We start from the raw sequence: 24,180 nt of genomic DNA, 5'->3' as shown, positions 1-24,180 counted from the left end.
TCACAACTAACCGTCCAGAAGACAAGAAAGTGACAACCAAAATCAGGTAAGGTCATTCTGTCTTCCCTCTTCTGTCTTCTGTCTTCCGTCTAAACCCAACTCACATCTTCCTAATCATCTCGATCAGTTGCAACTGGGCGTTTGCTTCGATGACATTAGCTTTCAGTCGATAAAACTCCTCCTCCAGCAGCGTGAACTGCACGTCAGGATGGTAGGTCTCTATCACTACCCTATCCAGTCCATCGAAGAAGGGATACTTTTCAAACTCAAATTCCATCCGCTCCATGTATCTGCGAAAAGCGTCAAAATTGAGCTCATCAAAACTGATCATTGCCTGCTTGTACATGAGTCCCATGCGGTCGCAATCGGTGCATTTTGTGAAAACAAAATCCTCGTTCTGATAGATAATTTCTGTTCTACATCCAGACATAAGCGATTGGTTTTGGATTGATATTGAATTGGTGCCTGGGATAGGAGCCTTTGTCGGTTTAGTTTCCAAATGCAGCTAAATTCCCAGGACTTAGTTTTCTTAAGATTACTCGGCCACTTCCAGTTTGCTGATGGCAGTGATTCTACCACCTTCGACTTTTAGGCCTTCTTTGGCAGTGGCCGTGTTAGCATCAAATTCATATACCCAGCTTCCAACATCTGTAGTAATCCCGATGTAGGCAAGTCCATTCTTTTCGGAAAAGTTATTGATAGTCACATTGACGATAGAAGATTCAGCAGGAGCTCCAGTGACCCAAGTGAAAGTTTTATTGTACACATCGGCTACACCAAAACGATTTCCCACGGTATAAGCACCTTTCTCTTTGTTCATCATTACGATGAATTTTCCGTTGCCCGCGTAGGTCTTCGCCGTCACGTAATAGTCATCCGCCAAAGCTTCCACATTGAAATAGTAAGATTGGTCAAACTCCAATTCTCCTTTTTTGATCCTGGTAAAAGCTGAAGGAAGCGTAGATGTCATTTCACCGTTTGAGGATGCTACGGAAGCTGAGAATGCATAGGCATCTCCCAACTCATCTACTTCAAGACCCGATAGAAAATATCGACCTATAAAGCTGGTTCGGTCATCTTTGATCACTTTGTTCAATTCCATGCTTGGGTAATCAAAAACTGCGATCCATGAGCTATCCGGATAATTGGTGCCAAAGCTGTCGTTGCAGCAAGCTTTAATACTGAAGTATGGCGCAAAAAGCTTGTCTCCTACCTGAGTCACCCAGGAGAAAAATGCGCGCTCGCCATTATTGGCTATTTCTTCCTGATTCCACTTTCCATCAGCAACTATCTGAAGCTGGTCAGCGTCCAAGCGATACCAAGAACCCACAGGGTCCGTTGCTCCTCTTGCCACTTTCACCATGACGATATCATCGTTCATCGGACCAAAAGCCTGCACGGTTTCTGATTGAAAATCAGACAATTTCTCCAAAGCACCTTCAGAGTTCAATTCGTAGGTAGTCACAGCACCAGGATTTCCCTGACCGTAAAGCATGCTGAAAAACTTGTTTTTGTGAGTCACATAATAGCGATATGTCCCATCCTGCTCCACACCATTTCCTAATGTACTCACCGTTCCTTCGGTAAGACTTTCAGCTGTCAAGAGATAATCTGCTACTCCGTCCGAAGCCAAAGGCGTGGACGCAATGATGTATCTGCTTTCGGCAGTTGGCGCTACTGGCCCTGGTTCTGTATCATCAGAGTCACAGCTAGAGAATCCCACAGTCACTGCTGTGGCAAAAGCTAATAGGTAGTTAAAGTTGGTTTTCATAAGATTTTAAATTGTGTTTTTATGCTTCCTGAGATTTTCAGGAAAAAGATTTGTTGAAGAATTAATAAATGAAGTATCTGATCTTGCCTGAGAAGTTCCGTCCTGGTTTCTGCAAGCTGAAATTGTCATAGAGTTTACTGTCGAAAATATTCCTGCATTCAGCGATCAACTGAAGCCGACCTTTTTTACCTGTTGTATAGGTCACATTCACATCATGGGAAAGCTGCTGAGGCACATCGAATTTCTCAGATCCCAGACTTGGCCAGTAGAGATAAAAAGCATGCACATAAAGCAGATTGTATCCGAAATTGAGGTCATTTCCTTTGCTAAAGGCATCCTGAAGCATCACGCTCACATCACCATTTCCGAAGAGGTAAGGCATATTTGGCACCCGATCGCGATAGACTATGCTCGGGATCGTTTGTCCTTCTTCGAATTCGGTATTGTTACGAAGATTCTGATAAGTAATATTTGCGCCAGCAGAAATAATAGTTTTATAAGTCCAGCGAATTTCTCCTTCCACACCAAGGTTGGTCACACTATAAAGGTTGTCCATGACCTGCATAGTTTGGTTGTTGTTCAGTCTAGGTCGGATGAAATCTTTCGCATCTCGGTAAAAACCATTTGCAGAAAAATCAATTCGATGATCAGCGCTGAGTTGCTTCCAAATGCTTAGTCCCAAATTGTAGTTGTAGCTGGTTTCCGGCTTCAGATCCAGATTCCCCTGTAGGTTTACCATATCACCAAACAGTTCCTCAGGCTCAGGAAGGCGGTAGCTTTTCTCAAAAGAGGCTTTGGCCTGAATATTTCCTGTGACAAAATAGGAACCTGTTATACCAAAACCGGGATAGGTAAAATTCTCCTTTTCATTGCGATAGGCCACGTCTCCATAATTCCCGGTAGGATTATAGGACATAGTGAAATAGTTGGATTGATTATAAATTTTGGTGAACGCAGAAATACTGGCTTTTTCCTCCCAATTCAGCTGATAGCTCAAGCCAGTGATATTCTTCTGACTTTTGCGGGGCTCTTCATATCGGTCATTTTCAGGACTCAATGCATCGCTACCTACACGATTGAAACTGTTGTACACATTACTGATCGCGATGGTGTGAATCTTTCCAAAATTGTAATGGGCATTTGCAGTAAATACAGCGTTGTTATTGTTGAATTTGTAAAGTGTGTAAGATCGCTCCCCGCCAGGCACATCGTATTCTTTATACTGCTGAAACCAATTGTATCGTCGATTGACCGTATCGATGTTTTGCTCTGAACCAAAGTTGTAATTGGCATTCACATTTACATCCAGTCCTTTGACAAAAAGATCCCGCTTTTGATACTTGAAGGTTGGCATCACTATCGTCCCCTTACGATGCCATTGCCCAAAAACAGACACCAACCTCGCTCCAGTCTGAACTTCTGAATAATTTTTACCCGCCGTCAGACCAAACAAAAGCTTATCTGCATACGATTTTCCCTGAACTCCAAGCTGCGCGATGACAGTCTCATTGTGGTAAGTATCATGAAATCTGCGAACATGTTGGTTCGGATAATATTTCCCAGTTTCTATATCCGCCACATCCACATCTACCCAATAGTTGTTATCAGAATAGTTTTGAAAAGCATTCAGCTGAACTGTAAAGCCTGATTTTGCTACGAAAGCAGTGTTGATTACCGTGCGATGCGTATTGAATGAGCCATAGGAATAGGATACATCCACGTAGTTTTTCTGGACGTTTTTGGTCACAATATTGACTGCACCACCCAGAGCATCTGCACCCAATCCTATCGGAACTACACCTTTATATACTTCTATTCGCTCAGCTAGATTGATCGGAATATTATTTAGCTGGAAGGAGGAGCCAAAGTCATCCATGGGAATTCCATCGATAAAAAATTTGACCTGCTTGCCAGAGAATCCATTGAGGGAAAAATTCATTCGTGATCCCACGCCTCCACTTTCTCTGACACGGACGCCTGATACACGATCAAGTGCATGACCCAAATCCAAATTGGTATGGTGAAGCTTGCGTGCATCGACCACCTCCACATTGAAAGCTCGTTCTTCGATATCTCTCAATTCTGACTTGCCAAGCACGGTGAATTCTTCGAGCTCATTGGTATCGTCAGCAAGCGTGATTTTCAAGGTTTGTGATTCAGCACCAAGAGTAACTTTCTCAGCATGATCTTCAAAACCCATGAATAAAAACTCAAGGGTATACGTTTTGCCAGAAGGAAGATTGACGGAGAATTTGCCCTGGGCGTCGGTGACAAGCCCTTTGGAAATCGGGGAGATTTTGATCAGAACGCCAGGAATTGAATTCCCGCTCTGATCGACTACAAGGCCATTTAGGTTTGTATTTTGCTGAGCAAATGCCGCATAGGCAAAAAAACTGCACAAAAATACAATGGACAATATTTTACTATATTGCATCGCTTTTTAATTGGAGAATTAGAAAGTTTAGTACCCCGAAGCCATACGGTTGCCGCCGTGTGGCTTCATCTTTTTATATACTGTAAAACTTTTTTATCTTTATTTAGATTGATTTTAAATTAAAACAAATCTAAGCCATGAGAGCCAGTCTGACAAGAATCTCTGGAATTATTTGAAGGTTTTTTTGAAGAAAAAATAATTGTAAAAGTTTAGAGTCCATAGACTACAGTCCACAGCCTGACAAAAGGAACTTCCATTCTTTACTTACAAACAGATACTAGCGATAGCGAATGATAAATCCTTCCTAAAATGCAGAAAGGCTGCAAAACCTTACAACCTTTCCACCTTACAACTCTAAACTTAAATTCAAGCTTCCGACAACACCATCTTCTCCTTAACCTCACCCACAGACTCTTTCTTCGCCTTATTTCTCCTCCCCCACCAGATCAAAAATCCTGTCACCGGAAGTGAAGCGATAATCGCACTCAGGAAAAAAGCTAAAATCTTACCCGGCAAACCAGCAATGGCTCCCACATGCACATCATAGTTCATCCGCATGATTTTCTCGGCAACAGTAGCTTCTTCGAATCGGTTGTAAAAATGCTCCACAGGAAGTTCTTCCAAGGTATTCTGATCAAAATACCGGTAGTCAGACTTCCAATAAGTGGATGCATCCGGATTTGCATTGGCTGCAATCGCCGCTCCTTCGAATCCTGGAGGGTGAACTTCTATCCAATCAGCATTCGGATATTCCGCATTCATTTTCATCCAAACTGCGTCCAAAGCAGGGATTTCTCCCTTATAAGTCTGTGTGGAATCTGAAATAGGATCATAATATTCCACAAATTTCTCACCGCCGGAAGCGACAAAGTAAAGACCATCTCTGAACCACAAGAAGCCCCATACCAAACCTGTAATTGCAAAAACCAATGCAAAAGTCATCACATAGAATCCTAAGACTTGGTGCAGATCATAATTTTTCCTTCTCCACCGTGCTGACCACTTGACCTTCAGGCTTTGCTTCAAGTTCTTTTTCTTTGGCCACCAAAGGATCAAACCTGAGATCACCATAAATAGAAATATTAAAGTGAAGGAGGCTACTACGGGCTGACCTATTTCCGGTGGAAGCCATAGGTAAAAATGCCCGTCTAGAACGATTCGGAAAAAGTCCGCATACTCATCTTTTAGCTTGAGCACTTCACCGCTGTATGGGTTGATGTAGGCCGTCTGATAATGATCATGTCCCTCACCGTAGCTGAAGAAAATCGCCTGTGCAGATTTTTCTTTAGTAGGATAAAGTATGGCGTGAAGATGTCCTTCTGGAAAAGCTTCCTGAGCGATTTCACTGATCTGGCTTGGAGCCAAAACCGGAGCTTCCTGAGGCTCCACAGATAGAAACGGATAAGTCAAATCTTTGATCTCAGACTGAAAAGCATAGATGCAGCCAGTCACAGCCACTATAAACACAACGAGCCCGGATGTAAGTCCGAGCCAGAGGTGCAATTTATTTATTGTCTTTTTTAGATTCATCAAAATCTATAATTAAGGCTAAGCGATATGTTTCTTAGGTTCTGTGGGGTCACAGTGGACCAACCGGAATAATATTTTTGATCTGTCAGGTTATTGACTTTCAATGCTAAGAAATATTGAGAGCCGGTGTAAGAAAGTGAAGCGTTAAAAACCTGATAAGATGGAAGCGCAAACGAACCGATCACATCTCTATTGATAGTTAGGTATTCACTGGCAGTGTTTCCACCGAAGCCAAGACCGAAGCCTTTCAATGCGCCCGCTGAGAAATTATAGCTTGCCCAAAAATTGAACAAATCTGCTGGCCCTGCTTCTTCAGGACGTAGTCCCAAGTACCCACTTTCAGCATAATCCTTGGTCACTTCTGCGTCATTGTGACTAAAACCAGCCACCAAGTTCAATCCATTCACTGGACTTGCAATCACGCTAAACTCAAATCCTTTGCTGACTACCTCACCACCTTGGATAGAATTGTTCACGTTGGTAGGATCAGTCATCACGCGATTGCTGACGGTAATATTGTAGTAGCTGGCAGTTGCAGAGATTTTGTCGTTTAGCAAGTTGGTCTTCAGACCAAACTCATATTGGTTGGCTTTCTCAGCATCAAAAGTTTTAAAACGTGAATTGGTGCCGTCGGCATCTGTCACGGTGGTTGGTGCTATGTTTTTGAAGCCGTTCATGTAGTTACCAAAAATGGAAACTTTGTCTTTCACCGGCTGGTAAACCACTCCGAATTTAGGAGAAACAGCAGTTTGCGTATTCGATTCGTTATTGTCTCCCCAAGCTTCATTTTTGAAGTTATCCACCCGTAGACTTGCCATCACAGAAAGCTGCGAAGTCAATTCCAATACATCCGACACATAAGCACTCAAAACTCTCGTATTGCCGGTAGTATTTCCTTCGAACGTATCTTTCAACAATTCGTCTACGCCTGCCTGCGTCAAAACACCTGTGTCATTTCCATCAGAAAGTGTCACTACGCCATTTCCTACCCAGCCTGTGCTGCTGTTGATCAAATCCTGGTCATAATAATCTACACCTACGATCATTTTATTTTTCATAGCTCCCAACAGGAAATTGCCGATGAAATTTTGCTGAATGTCAGTGGAAATCGTCTGCGCATTTCTATCAGAAATATATCGGTAGAAAGAGTCTCCATCACTTCCATCAAATAGGTAGTGATAGTAACCGTCGGATTTGGTAGAGCTTCTAGAAACTACCGTCTGAGAAGTCCAGTTATTGGAAAGTTTGTAGAAAGCCTGAGCTTGAAGTGCATACGAAGCATTGTTGATACTCAGCTCATTTCCAGTAAATGAACGCTCATAATTACGTTCAAAAGGATCAATCGAATCAAAAGTGATTGGATTTGATCTGTTCAAAAAGATCATCGGCGCATTCACTGAAGTTGCGTTCAAAAACTCGGTGTTGATCAGGAAGGAAAGCCTTTCGCTAGCCTGAAACTTAAATGAAGGGGCAATGAAAAATGAATTTCTGTTTCCGGCATCCTGAAAGGTATTGTTGGACTGATATGCTGTATTTACACGCATAGAAGCATTTTCATTCAAAGGAACATTCACATCTCCTGTGATTCTATTTAACCCATAACTTCCTGTGATAAAACCAACTTCTCCTTTAAAGAAATCAGTGGGACGCTTGGTGGTGATATTGATCAAGCCTCCATAGGAAATCACTGAGCTACCGAAAAGCGTGCCTGACGGACCTTTGATCACATCCACAGTTTCGATATTTGCAGGATCAAGTCCACCATTATTTAAGCTTGGCATTCCGTTTACCATGGTTGGCTGCACAGAGAATCCTCTCATGGAATAATATTCTGCGCCATCACCTCCACGGCCAGTAGACTCCCAAAGTCTGGTAATACCTGTTGCATTTTTCAGGGCATCATTCATATTCGTTACCACTTGCTCTTTCAGAAGTTTGGAAGAAACTGAGTTGTAGACTTGCGGGTTTTCCAAATCTGTCAGAGGAAGTTTAGCTACAGTAAAGTTGCTGTCAGAATAAAAGCGATTGGAACTCATATCTGTAACGATCACTTCATTGAGATCAGTAGAACTTTCTGACAAAGTAAAATTCACAGAAAGTATTTCTCCAGCACTTAACTGGATATTTTTCTCCTGCTTTTCTATACCTACAAACGAAGCATAAACAGTATAGCTACCCGGAGCGATGTTCTTGATTTCAAAAAAACCATTTCTGTCAGTTGCATTGCCCTTCGCAAGGCCTTTGATCCCGACATTAACAAATTCCATCGGCTGGTCATCCGATGTCTTTACAAATCCTTTGATGCTGGCAGACTGGGCAAAAATGCCAAAAACGCAAAGGTAAAATAGGGTGGATAAGAGTAGAATTTTACGATTCATGTTGGTTTGGTTTTCAAATATTTCACAAACCTATTACTTAGAATAATTCTAAACAAGAGTTATTTAGAATTAATCTAATAAAGAATAAAAGAAATTTGTTTACTATTTCTCAAAGACTTTATTTCCAATACTTTAGAAAGAATTGATGCTTTATTTTTTGCCTCTCAGTAATTTCAGATACAGATGATATAAATGGTTAAGCCAGACAACTTTCTCAGAATTTTAAAAGTGCTTTCAATTGTGATCACAAATAAATCTATCCTCTCTTTTTTATTTTAAATATTTTGAAATCCACCAATTTACTTTTGCCAACAACAAAAACGTAAATCGTTGTCGAATAGATATTTAATCGTATTCAAACGTATTTTTCATTAGCTATTTCTGTGCAAAACTGATAACTTATTGCTTTCTTTTTAATGAATACTTTTAACCATTTATTTCATGTCTTATTTAAATTCTCCCCGCTTGACTTTTTCGGGACTGTTTCAGGCAGACCCATCCACAGTCAACAATGATCCTACCCATTTCAACAATGAAACCTTCCAGCCGAGTTTTCAAAAAATGCAAGAAGGTAAAAATGCCAACGGCTGGTGGAATCCAGAAGGCACAGGCAACTGGCGATTTCTGAATTGTGATGTAAAAAGTGTGACCTACCTTGATGGTACATTCACTACCAATAGTGCCGATGATCCAGTCCTGAGCATGTCTATCATGGACTCAGGCACAAAAGTGGCAGGTAAAATCGTCGACTTGGATACTCAGCAACAAATGGTCTCCGCACTATGGGGATTAGTTGTACGTCTCGTTTCTGGCGAAGAAGAAATACTCAAGGCTGATTACGAGGTTGCTTCATTCACCAATATCTGGATGAGTAGAGCTCCGTCTCTTAGTGGGGACACCACAGCAGCGGCCATCTATCAATCTGTTCTAAAAAACATTCATTGGAACATAGACCAGTCAGAGTCACGCTTCCTCAAAGAGCTTTATCTACTAGGAAGGTATCAACTCTCTATCCAGTTTACTGTGGATCTATACGACATGGATCATACTTCTCCACAATTTACCATCGGAAGAATTACGGGGTCCATAGCACCTCAATACAGTGAACCCAGTTTTTTCACCATTGGCAGACCACTTTTCCCTAACAGCAGCAAGGTAAATTATGCAAATGCCATCGTTGACCTGGAACAAAAAGCTATTGTACTGGACCTTGCCAATTCCTTTCCTATCAACCCCGATGGAAACTTATTAAACAATTCAAATTTATCGCTAGCGGTACTTGACAGCTCAAACAACAATAAGCCAATTGAAATCGGCGTGATCGATTTCCAAGATCCAAATTGGTACTCTGTGAAATCGGGAATTATGAGTTTCCCGATAGCAGATAAACTGGACCTTGTCGAAAACAACCCGTTGATCATCTTGGATCAAAATAAAAACGTGATTTTGAGAGAGAGTGTAGAATACGTATGCGCAGATAAATTTGTGTTTTATCTAAATCCAGGAGAGTCTTGTGAAGTAGAGTTCTATGCCACCACACTAGGCAAACCTCTCGCCAGCCAAATTATAGAGCTGCAACTCAATGCAAGTCAATTTGGCCCCACCCCTCCCCAAGTAGGATGGCCAGAATCAGCACTGTCATTTCCAGAAACTGTAACTCTGGATTACGCCGGAAGAGCAAAAGTGACTATCACTGCTGGTGATCCAGGGAATCCACGTGGATATATTGATGGTCAGGTGTATGGTATCGCCTATAATCTCTCTACAGATTTATTCTCAAACTGCAATCCCTCAAATTTCATCAGTATTCTAGTATTTGACAAAGTACCTGAAGATAAAATAGCTAACCCTACTTGGGATGACATACAGCCTATAATGCAGCAATATGCCAATCTTTACCCGCTGATGTCGAAAGGAATATTTAATCTGGCTAACAAAAAAGTCGTGGATGCCAATGCTGAGATTTTAAAATTTGTCTTTAGTAAGGATAAAACTGACCCCAACTACATGCCAGCTACTAGGGATCTCTCCCGAGATAAGTCCGCCATGATTCTAAACTATCTGGATTCTGTATTGAATCAAGGTACCCCGAAAGACTCCGTTACTTTTAAAAAATTATAATCCCTTAATCATGATTTTTCTTAAACAAATTTCTATTGACACCATAGAAGAACTCCGTACTGCCATTCAGACGGCAATTGAGCTGGAACATTCTACCATACCGCCATACCTCACAGCAAATTTCACACTATCCAATACAGGTAATGATGCTATCTCCAACGTGATCAGCTCGGTAGTCGGTGAGGAAATGCTTCATTTATCTATCGCCTGTAACCTGCTCAACGCGATCGGGGGAAGTCCAAATCTAAATCAACCTGAATTCATCCCCAAATATCCAGGGCCACTTCCAGGAGGTGTAGATACAGGGCTAATTGTTCCTTTGGAAAAATTTTCCGTAGAGCTGGTCAGTAATGTCTTTATGTCAATCGAAGAACCTGAAAAACCTATTCACATCAATGCTATGCCGGGAGCAGAAGGCTCTATGACCATAGGACAGTTTTATCAAAAAATAAGTGATAGACTCATCTTTTTTGAAAAAGAAGCCGAGAAATCAGGAAAAACAATATTTACCGGCGCCCTAGGCAAGCAACTTATTTACCCGAAGTTTTTCCCAGAAAAGTTACTTTTCCCTATCACAAGATTGGATGCAGCGCTGAAAGCCATAACAATCATTGTGGATCAAGGCGAAGGTACATCCACTGATCCTTTTGTCAGTCCAGACGACTCCGCTGTTGAAGAGCCAGCGCATTACTATCGGTTTCAGGAAATAGTCAAAGGAAAATCCCTGGTCCGTGATAGCTCAGGAGGATACTCCTACTCTGGATCTCCAGTGGCATTTGATCCTACGTCTGTTCCAAATATGAAAGCCAACCCCAAAATGGCTGATTTCCCAGTCAATTCCCTCGCTTACCAATACAGCAAATTGTTCAATTTTACTTACACCAGTTTGCTGAACAATCTGCATTTAGCTTTCAATGGTCAACCCGAGAAGATGGATGATGCTATGGGGCTGATGTTTTCGCTCAAACTCTATGCAGGCAAGTTGCTAGCGACCCCATATCCTAATCACCCGGGGTATGTTGCCGGCCCCAGCTTTGAATTCGTAGCCAATGAGGAAGTTCCTAAAGAAGGAAATCCTTTTATGGATAAAGCATTTTTTAAAGCAAACTCCTTAGTAATTAAGATCTCAGTAAGTGATATGGAAAGATCCAGGAATTTCTTTATACAGCTGCTGGGATTCACAGAGGATGAAAGGTACAGAATCAACAGCGGAGGAAATTTTGGAACGGAATCCTACATGCAACTAAACCTAACTAAAGGCGGACAAAATAGTGTGACTCTTGGCCTCTATAAAGACATCAACCAGCCTTTTCAGCCTGATCCACAAAATGGCACAGTGCCAAGTTTTATCGTTGAGGATATTGAGACTACTCTTAAGATTTTCCAGAAGGAACAGGTGAGAATTGATTTGCAGGATGGGCAAATTATAGTATCCAATACTTCAGACCAAGGGTATGTCGATCGCTTTTTTTTCTTCAGGGATCCTGACAATAACTCCTTTGTTATCCGTGAAAACATGACTTACGCGGATTAATCAATCCTAAAACTACAAATCCAAGAGACACCTCAATAATTGATTATTGAAGGTGTCTTTTTTTCTGGGGCGGATTCGCATTGTGATTCCTATAAAAATCATATTATGTATATCCGCTTTTCTGCCTATCAAGAGACTAAAGTAGTATAAGATTTGGCCAACATTAGTATTGAGGCTACTTCGGTCTCCCGATATCGGGACCTCATCGGTCTTCAAGCCAAAAAACCAAGGAAAATATGGCTACTGGCATCATTAAGGATAATCATAAACCATATTTAAGAATTCCTTAATACATATTTTAAAAAGAGTCTCACTTTTATACCCTTCTTTACATTCCTATTTTTACTAAACCACTGATTTAATGAATGCATCCAAGTACATATTCACCATTCTATTTTTAGTAGCGACATCCTCCACCCTTTTCGCCCAGCAATTCCTTCCATCCGAATTCCCAGATAGAATTGTACTAACCTGGTCAGATGATCCGATGACTACGCAGTCTGTGACGTGGAGAACTTCCCCAGAGATAACTGATTCCAAAGCGCAATTTATCTTAGCTCCAAATACTCCGATTTATACAGATAGTGTAGAGACATTTGATGCAAAAACAGAATTCTTGGATGTCGATAGCGTGCAGGCAAATTATCATTCCGTGACTTTCGAAGGCCTTCAGCCGGCAACTACTTATGCTTACCGAGTGGGAAAAGAAGGAACATGGAGTGAATGGTTTCAATTTACCACAGCACCGCAAAAAGGCACACCATTTTCATTCGTGTACTTTGGAGATGCGCAAAACAACCTGAAATCTCAGTGGTCTAGAGTTATTCGACAGGCATATTCCAATCTTCCCAAAGCGGCCTTCATGCTTCATGCTGGTGACCTCATCAACCGAACACAATCTGACTCGGAATGGGGAGAATGGAATTATTCTGGCTCATTTATTAATGCTATGATCCCGAGTATCGCCACTCCCGGAAATCATGAATATGACCGGGCAGAAAACGGAACCTTAGTCTTAGACTATCACTGGAAAAAGCAATTTACGCTTCCTGAAAATGGACCAAAGGAGTTTTCGGAGACTGTTTACTACACAGACTATTCAGATTTGAGAATGATCTCTCTCAATTCTCAAGAGATCGTTTTGGATGAAAATTCTATGGAAATCCAAAAAGTTTGGCTCGGGAAAGTATTGGAATCAAACACACAGAAATGGACGATTATCACTTTTCACCACCCGATCTATTCCTCAGGAACAGGGCGAGACAATAAGGAGTTTCGGGAAGCTTTCAAACCGATTTTTGACAAATACAAAGTGGACTTAGTTCTCCAAGGACATGATCACTCGTATGGCCGGGGAAGAAACTTACCTTCAGGGGTAGCCAATCAAGATCCGGAAGCCCAGGGTCCAGTTTATGTGGTTTCTGTCAGCGGACCAAAAATGTACAATCTCACCTTTGACAAATGGATGGATCGTGCGGCTTCCAATACCCAATTGTATCAGATAATTTCAATCGAAGGTGACCTATTAAGCTATGGTGCTTACACCGCAACTGGTGAATTATACGATGCCTTTGATCTGATAAAAGCCGAGGGCAAACCTAAGGAGTTCATCGATAGAGCTGACAAAGCAATCCAAGAAGCCATAGAACTTACTCCAGGATCAGAGAAAAAAATGACTCCTGAGGAAATGGCTGAATACATGCGAACTTATAAAAAAGGGAATTGAACAAAATTTAAAAGGCCTTCACACTAACAAAACATTCCTTAGTAGGTTTGTAAATAAAGACAACTTTATCGCATTCTGGCTTATTTCTTGACGGTTTATTAGGCTAGAGAAGAGGTCATTTATTTTCATCTACAAATAGTTTAATCCGATTAAAACTTTTCTTACCAAATTTTTCAAGATTTTAGGCATAGTGCTGGGTGTGATTTTGGCTTTAGCATTTATCCTGATTCTTTTTATCAGAAGCCCTTGGGGTCAGGGGATTATTGTGGACAAAGCCACCAACTACGTTTCTAACAAAACCGGCACTGAAGTATCAATAAAGCGCCTTTTCATCACGTTTTCCGGCAATATTTACCTCGAGGATTTGTACTTGGAAGATATCGATGGGGACACGTTGCTTTACTCAAAAAACTTAGAGGCTGGCGTTGCTTTTGCGCCCCTTCTGACCACAGGAAATATCAACGTGACAAAACTCGATTGGGAAGGTGTGGTCTCCAGAGTAAGTAGAAGTGCTGAAACTGAGAAATTCAATTTTGACTTTTTAATTGAGGCATTCGCTTCCCAGCCTGCGGATTCTACCCAAATAGCAGCAGACACCACTGCTTCCGATCCATTGAAAATTAAACTTTCGCCTATTTCTCTCAGAAATTTTGACATCACCTATTTGGATGAAGTGATGGGTATAGATGCGGCAATTGTTCTAGGAGAATTGGATGTCACGATTCCTGGTTTGGATTTAGAAGCATATGAGTTTGACATCAAACAGGTCTCGCTCCAAAACACCAAAATCAAGTATCATCAAACCAAGCCTTTTCCTCCATCTGAGGAATCAACGGAAGAATCTTTGATGCCAATAATCACATTGAATGAGTTGATTCTTAGCAATGTCTCCGCTGACTATATCAGCAAACCAGACAGCCAGGAAGCACAAGTTCAGATCGGCAATTTACTGGTAGAATTACCTGAAGCGGATCTTCAGTCTCAGACTATTATTCTTGAGAATATAGCGCTCGAAAACTCATCCATTTTATACCATGATTTCTCGATTCCACTCGCTTCTGACACAACAAATTCTACCCCGTCAGAACCTTTTACCTGGCCAGACTGGATCGTGGAAGCTGACAAAATATCGATAGCCTCTTCTTACATTGAATACAAATCTGAAGACATTTCTGTTAGAAAAGGGTATTTCAATCCTGAAGCAATCGTAATTTCTGATTTAACTTTTGATGCTGAATCCGTATTTCTGAAAGACGAAAAAGTTGGTGCAGATCTTCATGGATTCCATTTCTCGGAAGCCAGTGGTTTTGAACTGAAAGAATTCCAATTTGACCTCAAAGCCAGCAAGACTTCCGCAAGTCTCGAAAACCTACTTTTGGCTACCAATCGAAGTAAGTTAAATGCTGAACTTTCGCTGAAGTACCCATCGATTCAAGAAATAATAGAAAAGCCGGAAGCTATAAACTTTGATTTGCTGGTGAATGAAGCCATTCTGGAAGTAAAAGACAGTTACTATTTTGCCCCTGAATTGGCCCAAGACACCTTGATTCAAGAATTAGCTCTAGCGCCTTTTGCATTGGAATTACAGGCAACGGGAGATTTGGGCCGAATGGAAATCCCTAGGCTAGCTATCCATTGGGGTGAGTCAGACTTCAGCGCTAATGGCTCAGCAAATCAGGTGATGGATGTTGATCAATTGACATTTGATTTCCCGAAAATGAATCTACAGACCACACGGGAAACGCTCTTAAAATTTGTCAATGAAGAAGACTATGGAATAAAGTTTCCGGAAGACATAAACCTTCAGGCTAATGCCAAGGGAAAAATTGATGATCTCTTGGCTCAATTGGACCTTCAGACGGATATGGGAAATATTCTTTTGGATGGAGGATTTCAGAATGATGGCCAAATCGCGTTTGATGCCATTCTAAAAGTTGAGCAATTACAACTTGGCAATTTGATGAAGCAGCCTGAACTGGACACACTGACTTTTGAAATTAAAGCCAAAGGTTCTGGAGCTAGTTTAAATGAGCTGAATGCGGAATTGACCTCCACATTTGAGCGACTTAAACTTTATGGCTCAGATTACTCAGGCTTGAATTTGGAAGGAAAAATAGTGGATGGCAATGGAAATCTTAGCGCCGGATTGGATTCTGAGTTTTTGGATTTTGACCTTCTCACCAACTTTGAGCTAGATTCTACCAATTCAACTGTGGCGCTAAATTTAGACCTGAAAGGTGCTGATTTCTATGAATTGGGATTATCTGAGCAACCCTCACGAGCCCGACTTCAACTTGTTGCAAACTTTCAGGGAAACTTCGACGAATTCACCCTTACCTCAAAAGTGCAGGATGCAGTGCTGATTTATGACGGGAGAAATTATCCTGTCGGAACGATGGCTTTGGATGCCAATGTGAGTGAGGATTCCACCAGCGTTGATATTGCCAGTCGCCTGATTAATGGCTATATCAGTACTAACACCAACCCCACAGACCTTACTACAGCACTCTCATCTCATTTCCGCCAATACATAGATAAATCTGATTCTGTATACTCCTCAGGTGACCGAAATATTGTGATGAATATGGATTTAAAAATCGCAGATGATCCGTTGCTAACAGAAGTTCTATTGCAAGGGCTGGAGCAATTTGATTCTGCGAGAATTCAAACAACTTATATTCAAAACATAGACTCACTTACAGCTGATATCAATTTCCCATATATCAATTATTCGGGAACGGAAGTAGATAGTTTAGGCTTGAGAATCCGATCAAACAAGGAAGAATTGCGCCTGTATTTTGGATTCCAAAACCTGACCTCCGGACCACTTGATTTGGACAAAACGTTCTTGACTGGTCAGCTAGCTGATTCACGATTATTCTTTGATTTCCATTCGTATGAAGAGGATGACCGCACCTACCACGTGTCATCAGATATCGGCTTGAATAGCGATACGATTAGCTATCACGTCTCATCAATCGACCTCATACTAAAGGGAGAAGAATGGAAAGTACCGGAGAGGAATCTTGTGACATTCTCTGGAGAAAGCCTGGAATTTCGGGATTTCAAATTCACAAAAGGAAATCAGGAAATTTCATTTGTGAATAATGTGGATGGATTTACAGATGAAAACATCGCCATGTTATTCAGGGATTTCAGGCTGTCCACGATTACCAGTTTATTCAATCCAGAGGAGATTATTGCCGGAGGAAAAATGAATGGAAGGTTAGTCGTTGAAAATCCTTTTGGCGCTACTGGATTGATGGGCGAGTTAACAATAGATAGTCTAAAAGCAGTAAATGTACCGCTAGGAAACTTGAACCTAAAAGCCACAGCAAAAAGCCTTGGTAATTATATCATAGAACTAGGTCTAAAAGATGGAGGATTCGATCTGGATCTCAACGGGGATTTTGTAGCCAACGAGACTGGAGGAGACTTTGATATGAAACTCGATCTCAATAGGATCGAAATGGAAAAAGTAGCAGCGCTCTCACAGGATCAGCTACTGAATGCGGCTGGATATTTATCGGGTACAATTACGGCAAATGGAACCACCAATGATCCCAAATACCAAGGAGAAATTCAGTTTCATGAGACCTCCTTTGTTCCAGCTCAACTTAGCACCAAATATCTTCTCTCAGACGAAAAAATCAGCGTTGACAATGCTGGTTTGTATTTTGATAAATTCACACTAAGGGACTCAGAGAACAATACGTTTACAATTGATGGAACTGTAGGAACGGAGAGCTACCTCAATCCGACGTTTGACTTGAATCTGACCGCCAAAAACTTCATGGCTGTCAATTCAACCGACAAAGAAAATGACCTCATTTTTGGCAGAGGGACAATTGATGCCGATGTGTCGATTCAGGGAGATCTCATCCTCCCGATAGTACGAGCCACACTTGGAGTAAAAGACAATACAGACTTGACAGTGATCATTCCAGAGTCTGAACTTGACCTGGTAGAAAGGGAAGGTGCCGTAATTTTTGTCAATAAAGAAAACCCAGACGATATCCTGACAAAACAGTCTGAGGAAACGACGAGCGCGTTTTCCGGATTTGACATTCAGGCACTTTTGAAGGTAGATCCTAAAGCACTATTCACTATTGTCATCGATCCTGTCACAGGCGATAATCTTCAGATTGCCGGCGATGCAGATCTTCAGATGGATATCAATCCAAATGGTAGAATTACACTCAGTGGACTGTATGAGATTTCGGATGGGCACTATGAAATGTCACTTTATAACCTTGTCAGCAAGAAATTTGATATCAACCCCGGAAGTAGGATCAGTTGGAATGGTGATCCTATGGACGCTGACATGGACATACAGGCAATTTACAGGGTGGAAACCTCAGCTTCTCAACTGATGTCTGCGCAGCTTACCGGAAGTAATACCGAAACGCAGAGTCAATATCAGCAAAAGCTCCCATTTTTGGTCTACTTGAATGTAAACGGAGAATTGCTCAAGCCCGAAATCTCATTTACGCTGGACATGCCGGAAAATCAACGAGGTGCTTTTGGTGGAAATGTCTATTCTAGGGTTCTTCAAATCAACGAACAAGAGGATGAGTTGAACAAGCAGGTATTTTCATTACTTGTCCTTAATAGATTTTTCCCATCCTCAGGAAGTGATGGCTCTAATGGTGGAGCAGAAGCAATCGCTAGAAATTCCGTAAGCCAGGTACTCTCTGATCAAATGAATGCCTTGTCCAATAAATTATTTGGTGACAGCGGATTCCAAGTTGGGTTTGATGTGGACAGTTATCAAGACTACCAATCTGGTAGCGCGCAAAACAGAACTGACCTAAATATCAATGCACAGCAAACTCTATTTGATGATCGACTAGTGGTACAAGTGGGTAGCCAGGTAGACTTGGAAGGAAGCACTCAAGGATCCGATCAAGCCAATTCTATTTTAGCCAATGTGAGTTTTGAATATATGCTCACAGAAGACGGGCGCTGGAGAATTCGGGCTTTCCGGAAGAATCAGTTTGAAAGTATTATTGATGGGCAACTTGTAGTCACTGGTGGAGGTTTGATATTCAATAGAGAATTCAATGAATTTTCAGAGTTGTGGAGAGCACCTATAGCTCCAGAAGATCAGGACAATACTAATCCTATTGATGAGCTAGAGAAAAAGAACAAGAAGAAAAAAAAGGAAAAGAAAGTTAAAGAATCGGAAGAAAATGAGGATTAAGGGATTCCTATCGACGATGTGCATACTACTCATTGCGGCCACAGTAGGCTGTAATGTGAAAAAGTATATCCCAGAAGATGAATTCTTATATAAAGGTGCAAATCTAAAATTTCAAACCGAAGCTGATATTAAAGGACTAAAAGATATTGAAGAGGAATTGGAAGGGCTGCTGCGTCCTGAGCCTAATACAAAATTCTTAGGCATGTATGTGGGCCTTTGGGCTCACTACAAAGGAACGCAGGAAAAACCGGGATTTATTAATCGCTTTTTGAACAAAAAAATAGGGCAAGAACCTGTTTATTTCAGCCAGGTAAGTCCAAGTCGAACAGAAGAGCTTATCATAAATAGGCTTGAGAACAAGGGTTTTTTCTTCAGCACAACCAACTCAGAAGTCACTCGTGGAGAAAAATTCGCAGAGGTATCCTATTCAGCGAATATTTCTGAACCTTATAAACTCACCGAAATAGAAGTGGAGCGAGATAGCCTTGAAATAGACAAGGAAATCATTGCTCTGATGCAGGAGACATCGTTGGATTCTGGGAGTCGATTTGACTTAAATACATTGAATTTCGAAAGGAATAGAATTGACTCCGCACTGAAAGCCAAAGGTTATTACAATTTCAACAGCGATTATTTAATTTTTGAAGCAGACACTAACATTTCTGATACTGCCAGACTATTTAAGCTCTATCTAAGACTTAAAACCAATGTCCCTCAGAATGGAACAATCCCTTACAAAGTCGATACTATTAATGTTTTCCCGAACTATTCAATCACTGAAAATGGAGAGAAAATCGATACTGTGTCAATTGACGGGAAGAATTTCATTCAGGGAAATGATGTCTTCAAACCAAGGCTTTTGAACGATTACATACTTATTGAAAAAGGGCAGCGATATAACCCCAAACTTTCAAGACTTTCGAGCAATCGACTTAGCTCAATTGGAAATTATAAATTTGTCAATTTACGCTATGAGGAGTTAGGTATTTCAGATTCCCTTGGACACTTAAGGGCCAATTTCTACTTATCCCCAATGACCAAAAGATCAGTGAGGGCTGAACTGCTAGCAGTATCCAAATCCAACAATTTCGCTGGCCCGGCTTTAAATTTGGTCTACAGAAATCGTAATCTATTCAACGGTGGCGAGACCCTAAACCTAACAGGAAGAGTAGGCTACGAATTCCAAGTTGCTGGGGGCGAAGGAAGAAAAGGACTTCAATCCTTAGAGCTAGGTCTAAATGCAGATCTGATTTTCCCGAGAGTGATCTTTTTCGTCCCTATCAAGGAGAAATTCAGCTATTCAGTTCCCAAAACAAAAATGGGAGTAGGTATAGAATACCTGAGCCGAGGCGGACTGTATCACCTTAATTCAATTTCAGCCAATTACGGCTACTTCTGGAACGCAAACCAGTACGCTTATCATGAAATTAACCCGATAAGTCTGAGCGTGGTGAATCTAAGCAAGACCTCTCCTGAGTTCGATCAGATTTTGGCAGACAACCCCTTCCTTCAACGAAGCTTTGAGCAGAATTTTATCGCAGGAATTAATTACACGTTTAACTACAATAAGTTAAATGACAGATTCCGTACGCATGGTTATTTCATTGGCTTAGGACTGGATTTTGCGGGTAATACGTTGCATCTAATTGATAAAATTTCAGGTAAGGATGACGGTAAATTCCTTGGACTGGAATATGCGCAATACGGAAAAGCAGATCTTGATTTGCGATATCATCTAAACATTGATAAAAACCAGACAATTGCAACTCGACTATTTGCTGGATTTGGATTCCCATTTGGCAATTCCTCCTCTCTTCCCTACATCAAACAATACTTTTCGGGTGGACCTAATAGCGTAAGGGCCTTCCGCATCCGGTCCATCGGTCCAGGCACTTACCGTCCTGAGGACCAGAATGTCAATTCCTATTTTGATCAATCAGGGGATATCCGGATTGAAGGAAATATAGAATACCGCTTTCCTATTGTGTCCTTACTGAAAGGTGCTCTATTTATGGATGCTGGAAACATCTGGCTGGTGAATGAAAATGACGCCCTACCTGGAGGTAAATTCACATCTAACTGGTGGAATGAGCTAGCAATTGGCACAGGATTCGGGTTACGTGTGGATATTCAGTTTTTTGTGATTCGCTTCGATCTGGCGACACCTCTTCGAGTACCTTATTTACCTGAAGGAGAACGGTGGGGAAACAGCTTTGATATCGGAAGTAAAAGTTGGAGAAAACAGAATTTGATTTTCAACTTTGCCATTGGGTATCCATTCTAAGTTTTTATAGGAAAAAAGCAGAACTTTTCATAAGCCAATCAATTGGTTCAATTCCTCTGGCAATCGCTTAGTTTCTCAGTATATTGAATTTTAGAAATTCCGAAATGAATTTCAGCTTATTGTCTAACACCAAATAAATTCCACTAATAACTATGGCATTTATAGATTACTATAGCGTACTCGGCATTGATAAAAATGCAAGTGAGGCAGACATCAAAAAAGCTTATCGAAAGCAGGCGCGAAAATACCACCCGGATGTCAATCCCGATGATAAGGAAGCTGAGCTAAAGTTCAAGGAAGTCAATGAGGCCAATGAAGTTCTCAGTGATCCGGAAAAGCGTAAGAAGTATGATAAATACGGCAAGGACTGGAAGCACGCTGATCAGTATGAGCAAGCAGGGGCTAGAAGCGGTGGGCAGCAACGCAGCCAAGGAAGTACTGGTGCTGGATTTGGTGGAGAAAGCTTCGGGGGAACAGACTACTCGGATTTTTTCGAATCGATGTTTGGAGGATCTGGAGGAGGATTTCGACAAGGCGGCAGAAGTAATAAATTCAAAGGGCAAGACTTCAATGCACAACTGGAATTAAGCATTCACGACGCTTATAAAACACACAAACAAGTACTGACAGTCAATGGTGAAAATATCCGTCTCACTATAGCTGCGGGAATAGAAGATGGCCAAATAATCAAAATAAAAGGAAAGGGTGCACAGGGGATAAACGGCGGGCCAAACGGTGATTTATACATCAAATTTGTGATCAATAACAACACAAAATTCACACGCGAGGGAAATAATTTATACGCCCCTATTGAGTTGGATCTATACACCGCCATGTTAGGAGGTGATATTATTGCTGACACCTTTGATGGAAAAGTCAAACTCAAGGTTGCGCCCGAAACCCAAAATGGCACGAAAGTACGACTCAAAGGAAAGGGATTCCCTGTCTATAAAAAAGAAGGAGAGTTTGGGGATTTGATTCTTACCTACTCGATTAAAAATCCCACAAATCTCACAGCAGAAGAGAAAATGTTATTCGAAGAACTCCAAAAACTACGATAAGATGGCACAGCAAGAATTGATTTTGATAGAGACCCTTTGTACTCATTACGAGATTGAAGTTTCATTTGTGGACTCATTGTACAGTTTGGGTTTGATCGAGATTCAGACCGTAGAAAAGACACGTTTTATCCCTGAAGAGAAAGTAGCTGATCTCGAAAAAATGATCAGAATTCATCAAGATCTGGAGGTCAACCCGGAAGGCATAGATGTGATTTTTAATCTGCTTCAACGAGTAGATGATTTAAAAAGTGAATTGGCAGCTACTAAAAATACGCTGAAGCGATACAAACTTGAAAACCAATAAGGGAACAATCCAAAAACAAACTATGAATATAAATTTCGATATCTGGAGAAATACCCGATCCATCTACTCTAAATACCTTCAGAGCTATTCATTAGAGCAACTAAATAAAATCCCAACCGGATTCAGTAATAATTTGATGTGGAATATCGGACATGTGATTGTGGTGCAGCAGCGATTGGTTTATGATCTTTCAGGCCTCAAAATGAATATATCTGAAGATCTCTTTCTTAAATTCAAGCCTGGAACAAGGCCTGAAAATGCAGAACCAATTGAAACTTTAGAACTATTTAAAGAGCTTTTGATCTCGCCTATCGACCAGACCATAAGTGATTTCGAATCAGGCAACTTCAACACCTACAGTCCGCTTACTACCTCCAAGGGCTTTCATCTTGCCAATACAACAGATGCCATTATTTACAATAATTATCACGAAGCCATGCATCTGGGCACTATGATTTCCATCTCAAAATTTCTATCCTAACATCTCATCGTCATGAATAGATTCCTCGTTTCAGCCACCGCGTTGACAGGGGCATTCTGCCTCGGTATTTTCTTTAATTCAATATTCTATTTTGATCTTAGCCCATCAACTACTACTCAGCCTAAAACAAACACAGCCATGAAACTAGGAGCATTTTCTATTAGCCTTAGCGTCAAAGACCTTAAAGCTTCCAAAGCATTTTATGAGGATCTAGGTTTCACCCAGTTTGGAGGGGCAATGGAAAGCAATTACTTAATCATGAAAAATGAAAGTACCCTGATCGGATTGTTTCAAGGCATGTTTGAAGAAAACATCTTGACTTTCAACCCAGGCTGGGATGAAAATGCACAGGAAGTGGAAGGATTTCAGGATGTGAGGAAAATCCAGCAGCATCTTAAATCCGCAGGAGTAGAAATAATTAATCCAGCAGATGAAAAGAGCTCAGGACCTGCCAGTTTTGTAGTGAAAGATCCAGATGGAAATATGATTCTTTTTGATCAACATCTTTAATCATAAAACTTTTTTTTAAAACTTAGTCTCACTTATGAATAAATCCAGTACCGCAGAGATCCGCGAAAGATTCGACAATGATGTAGAACGATTTTCGAATCTAGATACAGGCCAGGTAGCTACCATCGATGCGAAAATATCCTTAGAACTCATCACAGAAGCAGCCAAGCGAATTGTCCCAAATGCAAAATCAATTTTAGACGTGGGTTGTGGGGCTGGGAATTATTCGCTCATGATGCTTTCTAAATTACCCGGGTTAAACTGTACCCTAGTAGATCTTAGCGGGAAGATGTTGGAAAAAGCAATGGAAAGAGTGTCACTGGAAACCAATGGTGATGTTTCTATTTTCCAAGGTGATATTCGAGATATTTTACTTCCTGAAGGCAACTATGATATAATTTTAGCTGGAGCTGTTTTGCATCATTTACGGGAAGATGAAGATTGGGAAAGAACCTTTTCGAAGCTCTATAAACTTCTCAAACCTGGAGGATGCTTGATGATTTCTGATCTAATCACTCAAGATACGGATTTGGTAAATGAGTATACATGGGAACGGTATGGCAACTATCTGGAAGAAATAGGTGGGAAAGAGTATCGGGAAAAAGTGTTAGCATATGTAGCAAAAGAAGACTCCCCAAGGTCAATGAATTATCAGCTTGACTTAATGAAAAAAGTAGGTTTTACTAAAGTTGAAATCCTTCATAAGAACATGTGTTTTGGAGCTTTTGGAGGGATAAAATAGAAAGACAAATGTTAACCATTTGTCACTAAAAGGAAGTTTTATGGGGAATAATAGAATCTAAAATCCTATTTTAGATCTAGCCTTAATTTTTAGAATTTACC

General features: G+C 41.0%; 15 protein-coding genes. 10 read left to right on the top strand and 5 right to left on the bottom strand.

All coding sequences use genetic code 11. From position 1 onward, the window contains the following. Nucleotides 1-100: 100 nt before the first annotated feature. The 5 genes from AACZ87_RS16260 to AACZ87_RS16240 form a co-directional block, all read right to left on the bottom strand. Nucleotides 101-430 (bottom strand): DUF6686 family protein, encoded by a 330-nt coding sequence (locus AACZ87_RS16260; RefSeq protein WP_339868747.1) that lies wholly within the window; start codon nt 428-430, stop codon nt 101-103. Nucleotides 431-535: 105 nt separating this feature from the next. Continuing rightward, on the bottom strand, nt 536-1,771 hold the full coding sequence (locus AACZ87_RS16255) for a DUF4374 domain-containing protein (protein WP_339868745.1): 1,236 nt from the start codon (nt 1,769-1,771) through the stop codon (nt 536-538). Between the two features lie 61 nt (nt 1,772-1,832). Then, complete coding sequence (locus tag AACZ87_RS16250) at nt 1,833-4,205, bottom strand: TonB-dependent receptor (protein WP_339868743.1); 2,373 nt, start codon at nt 4,203-4,205, stop codon at nt 1,833-1,835. Between the two features lie 366 nt (nt 4,206-4,571). Beyond that, on the bottom strand, nt 4,572-5,735 hold the full coding sequence (locus tag AACZ87_RS16245) for a PepSY-associated TM helix domain-containing protein (protein ID WP_339868742.1): 1,164 nt from the start codon (nt 5,733-5,735) through the stop codon (nt 4,572-4,574). Continuing rightward, nucleotides 5,735-8,113, bottom strand: a complete 2,379-nt coding sequence (locus tag AACZ87_RS16240) for a TonB-dependent receptor (protein ID WP_339868740.1) — start codon at nt 8,111-8,113, stop codon at nt 5,735-5,737. The genes AACZ87_RS16245 and AACZ87_RS16240 overlap by 1 nt, the downstream gene beginning before the upstream one ends. Before the next feature lie 441 nt (nt 8,114-8,554). On the opposite strand from AACZ87_RS16240, the gene AACZ87_RS16235 reads away from it, so the two are divergent. The 10 genes from AACZ87_RS16235 (at nt 8,555) to AACZ87_RS16190 (ending at nt 24,079) form a co-directional block, all read left to right on the top strand. Further along, on the top strand, nt 8,555-10,234 hold the full coding sequence (locus tag AACZ87_RS16235; RefSeq protein ID WP_339868739.1) for a hypothetical protein: 1,680 nt from the start codon (nt 8,555-8,557) through the stop codon (nt 10,232-10,234). 10 nt (nt 10,235-10,244) lie between these two features. Beyond that, a complete protein-coding gene (locus tag AACZ87_RS16230; protein WP_339868737.1) occupies nt 10,245-11,768 on the top strand; it encodes a ferritin-like domain-containing protein in 1,524 nt (507 codons plus the stop codon). A gap of 361 nt (nt 11,769-12,129) precedes the next feature. Further along, nucleotides 12,130-13,494, top strand: a complete 1,365-nt coding sequence (locus tag AACZ87_RS16225; RefSeq protein WP_339868736.1) for a metallophosphoesterase family protein — start codon at nt 12,130-12,132, stop codon at nt 13,492-13,494. A gap of 199 nt (nt 13,495-13,693) precedes the next feature. Continuing rightward, nucleotides 13,694-18,697, top strand: a complete 5,004-nt coding sequence (locus AACZ87_RS16220) for a translocation/assembly module TamB domain-containing protein (protein WP_339868735.1) — start codon at nt 13,694-13,696, stop codon at nt 18,695-18,697. Continuing rightward, nucleotides 18,687-20,981, top strand: a complete 2,295-nt coding sequence (locus tag AACZ87_RS16215; RefSeq protein ID WP_339868734.1) for a BamA/TamA family outer membrane protein — start codon at nt 18,687-18,689, stop codon at nt 20,979-20,981. The genes AACZ87_RS16220 and AACZ87_RS16215 overlap by 11 nt, the downstream gene beginning before the upstream one ends. Before the next feature lie 152 nt (nt 20,982-21,133). Beyond that, nucleotides 21,134-22,042: a J domain-containing protein gene (locus AACZ87_RS16210; protein WP_339868732.1), complete on the top strand. Its 909-nt coding sequence runs from the start codon at nt 21,134-21,136 to the stop codon at nt 22,040-22,042. A 1-nt stretch (nt 22,043) separates the two neighbouring features. Then, nucleotides 22,044-22,346: a chaperone modulator CbpM gene (locus AACZ87_RS16205; protein ID WP_339868730.1), complete on the top strand. Its 303-nt coding sequence runs from the start codon at nt 22,044-22,046 to the stop codon at nt 22,344-22,346. Between the two features lie 22 nt (nt 22,347-22,368). Beyond that, entirely contained in the window at nt 22,369-22,827 is a 459-nt protein-coding gene (locus AACZ87_RS16200) for a DinB family protein (RefSeq protein WP_339868728.1), read from the top strand. Nucleotides 22,828-22,839: 12 nt separating this feature from the next. Continuing rightward, nucleotides 22,840-23,337, top strand: coding sequence for a VOC family protein (locus AACZ87_RS16195; protein WP_339868727.1), 498 nt, complete (start codon nt 22,840-22,842; stop codon nt 23,335-23,337). Between the two features lie 34 nt (nt 23,338-23,371). Further along, a complete protein-coding gene (locus AACZ87_RS16190) occupies nt 23,372-24,079 on the top strand; it encodes a class I SAM-dependent methyltransferase (protein WP_339868726.1) in 708 nt (235 codons plus the stop codon). The last annotated feature ends 101 nt before the right edge of the window (nt 24,080-24,180 follow it).

Origin of the sequence: uncultured Algoriphagus sp., from assembly GCF_963974365.1 — a bacterium.
Lineage (GTDB): Bacteria > Bacteroidota > Bacteroidia > Cytophagales > Cyclobacteriaceae > Algoriphagus.
Note: the sequence above shows the minus strand (reverse complement) of the source record. Positions and strands in the feature narration are given on the sequence as shown.

Bases quoted from the DNA above. Each gene is read 5' to 3' on its own strand.
- AACZ87_RS16260 (WP_339868747.1), bottom strand. From the start codon at position 430: ATGTCTGGATGTAGAACAGAAATTATCTATCAGAACGAGGATTTTGTT.
- AACZ87_RS16255 (WP_339868745.1), bottom strand. From the start codon at position 1,771: ATGAAAACCAACTTTAACTACCTATTAGCTTTTGCCACAGCAGTGACT.
- AACZ87_RS16250 (WP_339868743.1), bottom strand. From the start codon at position 4,205: ATGCAATATAGTAAAATATTGTCCATTGTATTTTTGTGCAGTTTTTTT.
- AACZ87_RS16245 (WP_339868742.1), bottom strand. From the start codon at position 5,735: ATGAATCTAAAAAAGACAATAAATAAATTGCACCTCTGGCTCGGACTT.
- AACZ87_RS16240 (WP_339868740.1), bottom strand. From the start codon at position 8,113: ATGAATCGTAAAATTCTACTCTTATCCACCCTATTTTACCTTTGCGTT.
- AACZ87_RS16235 (WP_339868739.1), top strand. From the start codon at position 8,555: ATGTCTTATTTAAATTCTCCCCGCTTGACTTTTTCGGGACTGTTTCAG.
- AACZ87_RS16230 (WP_339868737.1), top strand. From the start codon at position 10,245: ATGATTTTTCTTAAACAAATTTCTATTGACACCATAGAAGAACTCCGT.
- AACZ87_RS16225 (WP_339868736.1), top strand. From the start codon at position 12,130: ATGAATGCATCCAAGTACATATTCACCATTCTATTTTTAGTAGCGACA.
- AACZ87_RS16215 (WP_339868734.1), top strand. From the start codon at position 18,687: ATGAGGATTAAGGGATTCCTATCGACGATGTGCATACTACTCATTGCG.
- AACZ87_RS16210 (WP_339868732.1), top strand. From the start codon at position 21,134: ATGGCATTTATAGATTACTATAGCGTACTCGGCATTGATAAAAATGCA.
- AACZ87_RS16205 (WP_339868730.1), top strand. From the start codon at position 22,044: ATGGCACAGCAAGAATTGATTTTGATAGAGACCCTTTGTACTCATTAC.
- AACZ87_RS16200 (WP_339868728.1), top strand. From the start codon at position 22,369: ATGAATATAAATTTCGATATCTGGAGAAATACCCGATCCATCTACTCT.
- AACZ87_RS16195 (WP_339868727.1), top strand. From the start codon at position 22,840: ATGAATAGATTCCTCGTTTCAGCCACCGCGTTGACAGGGGCATTCTGC.
- AACZ87_RS16190 (WP_339868726.1), top strand. From the start codon at position 23,372: ATGAATAAATCCAGTACCGCAGAGATCCGCGAAAGATTCGACAATGAT.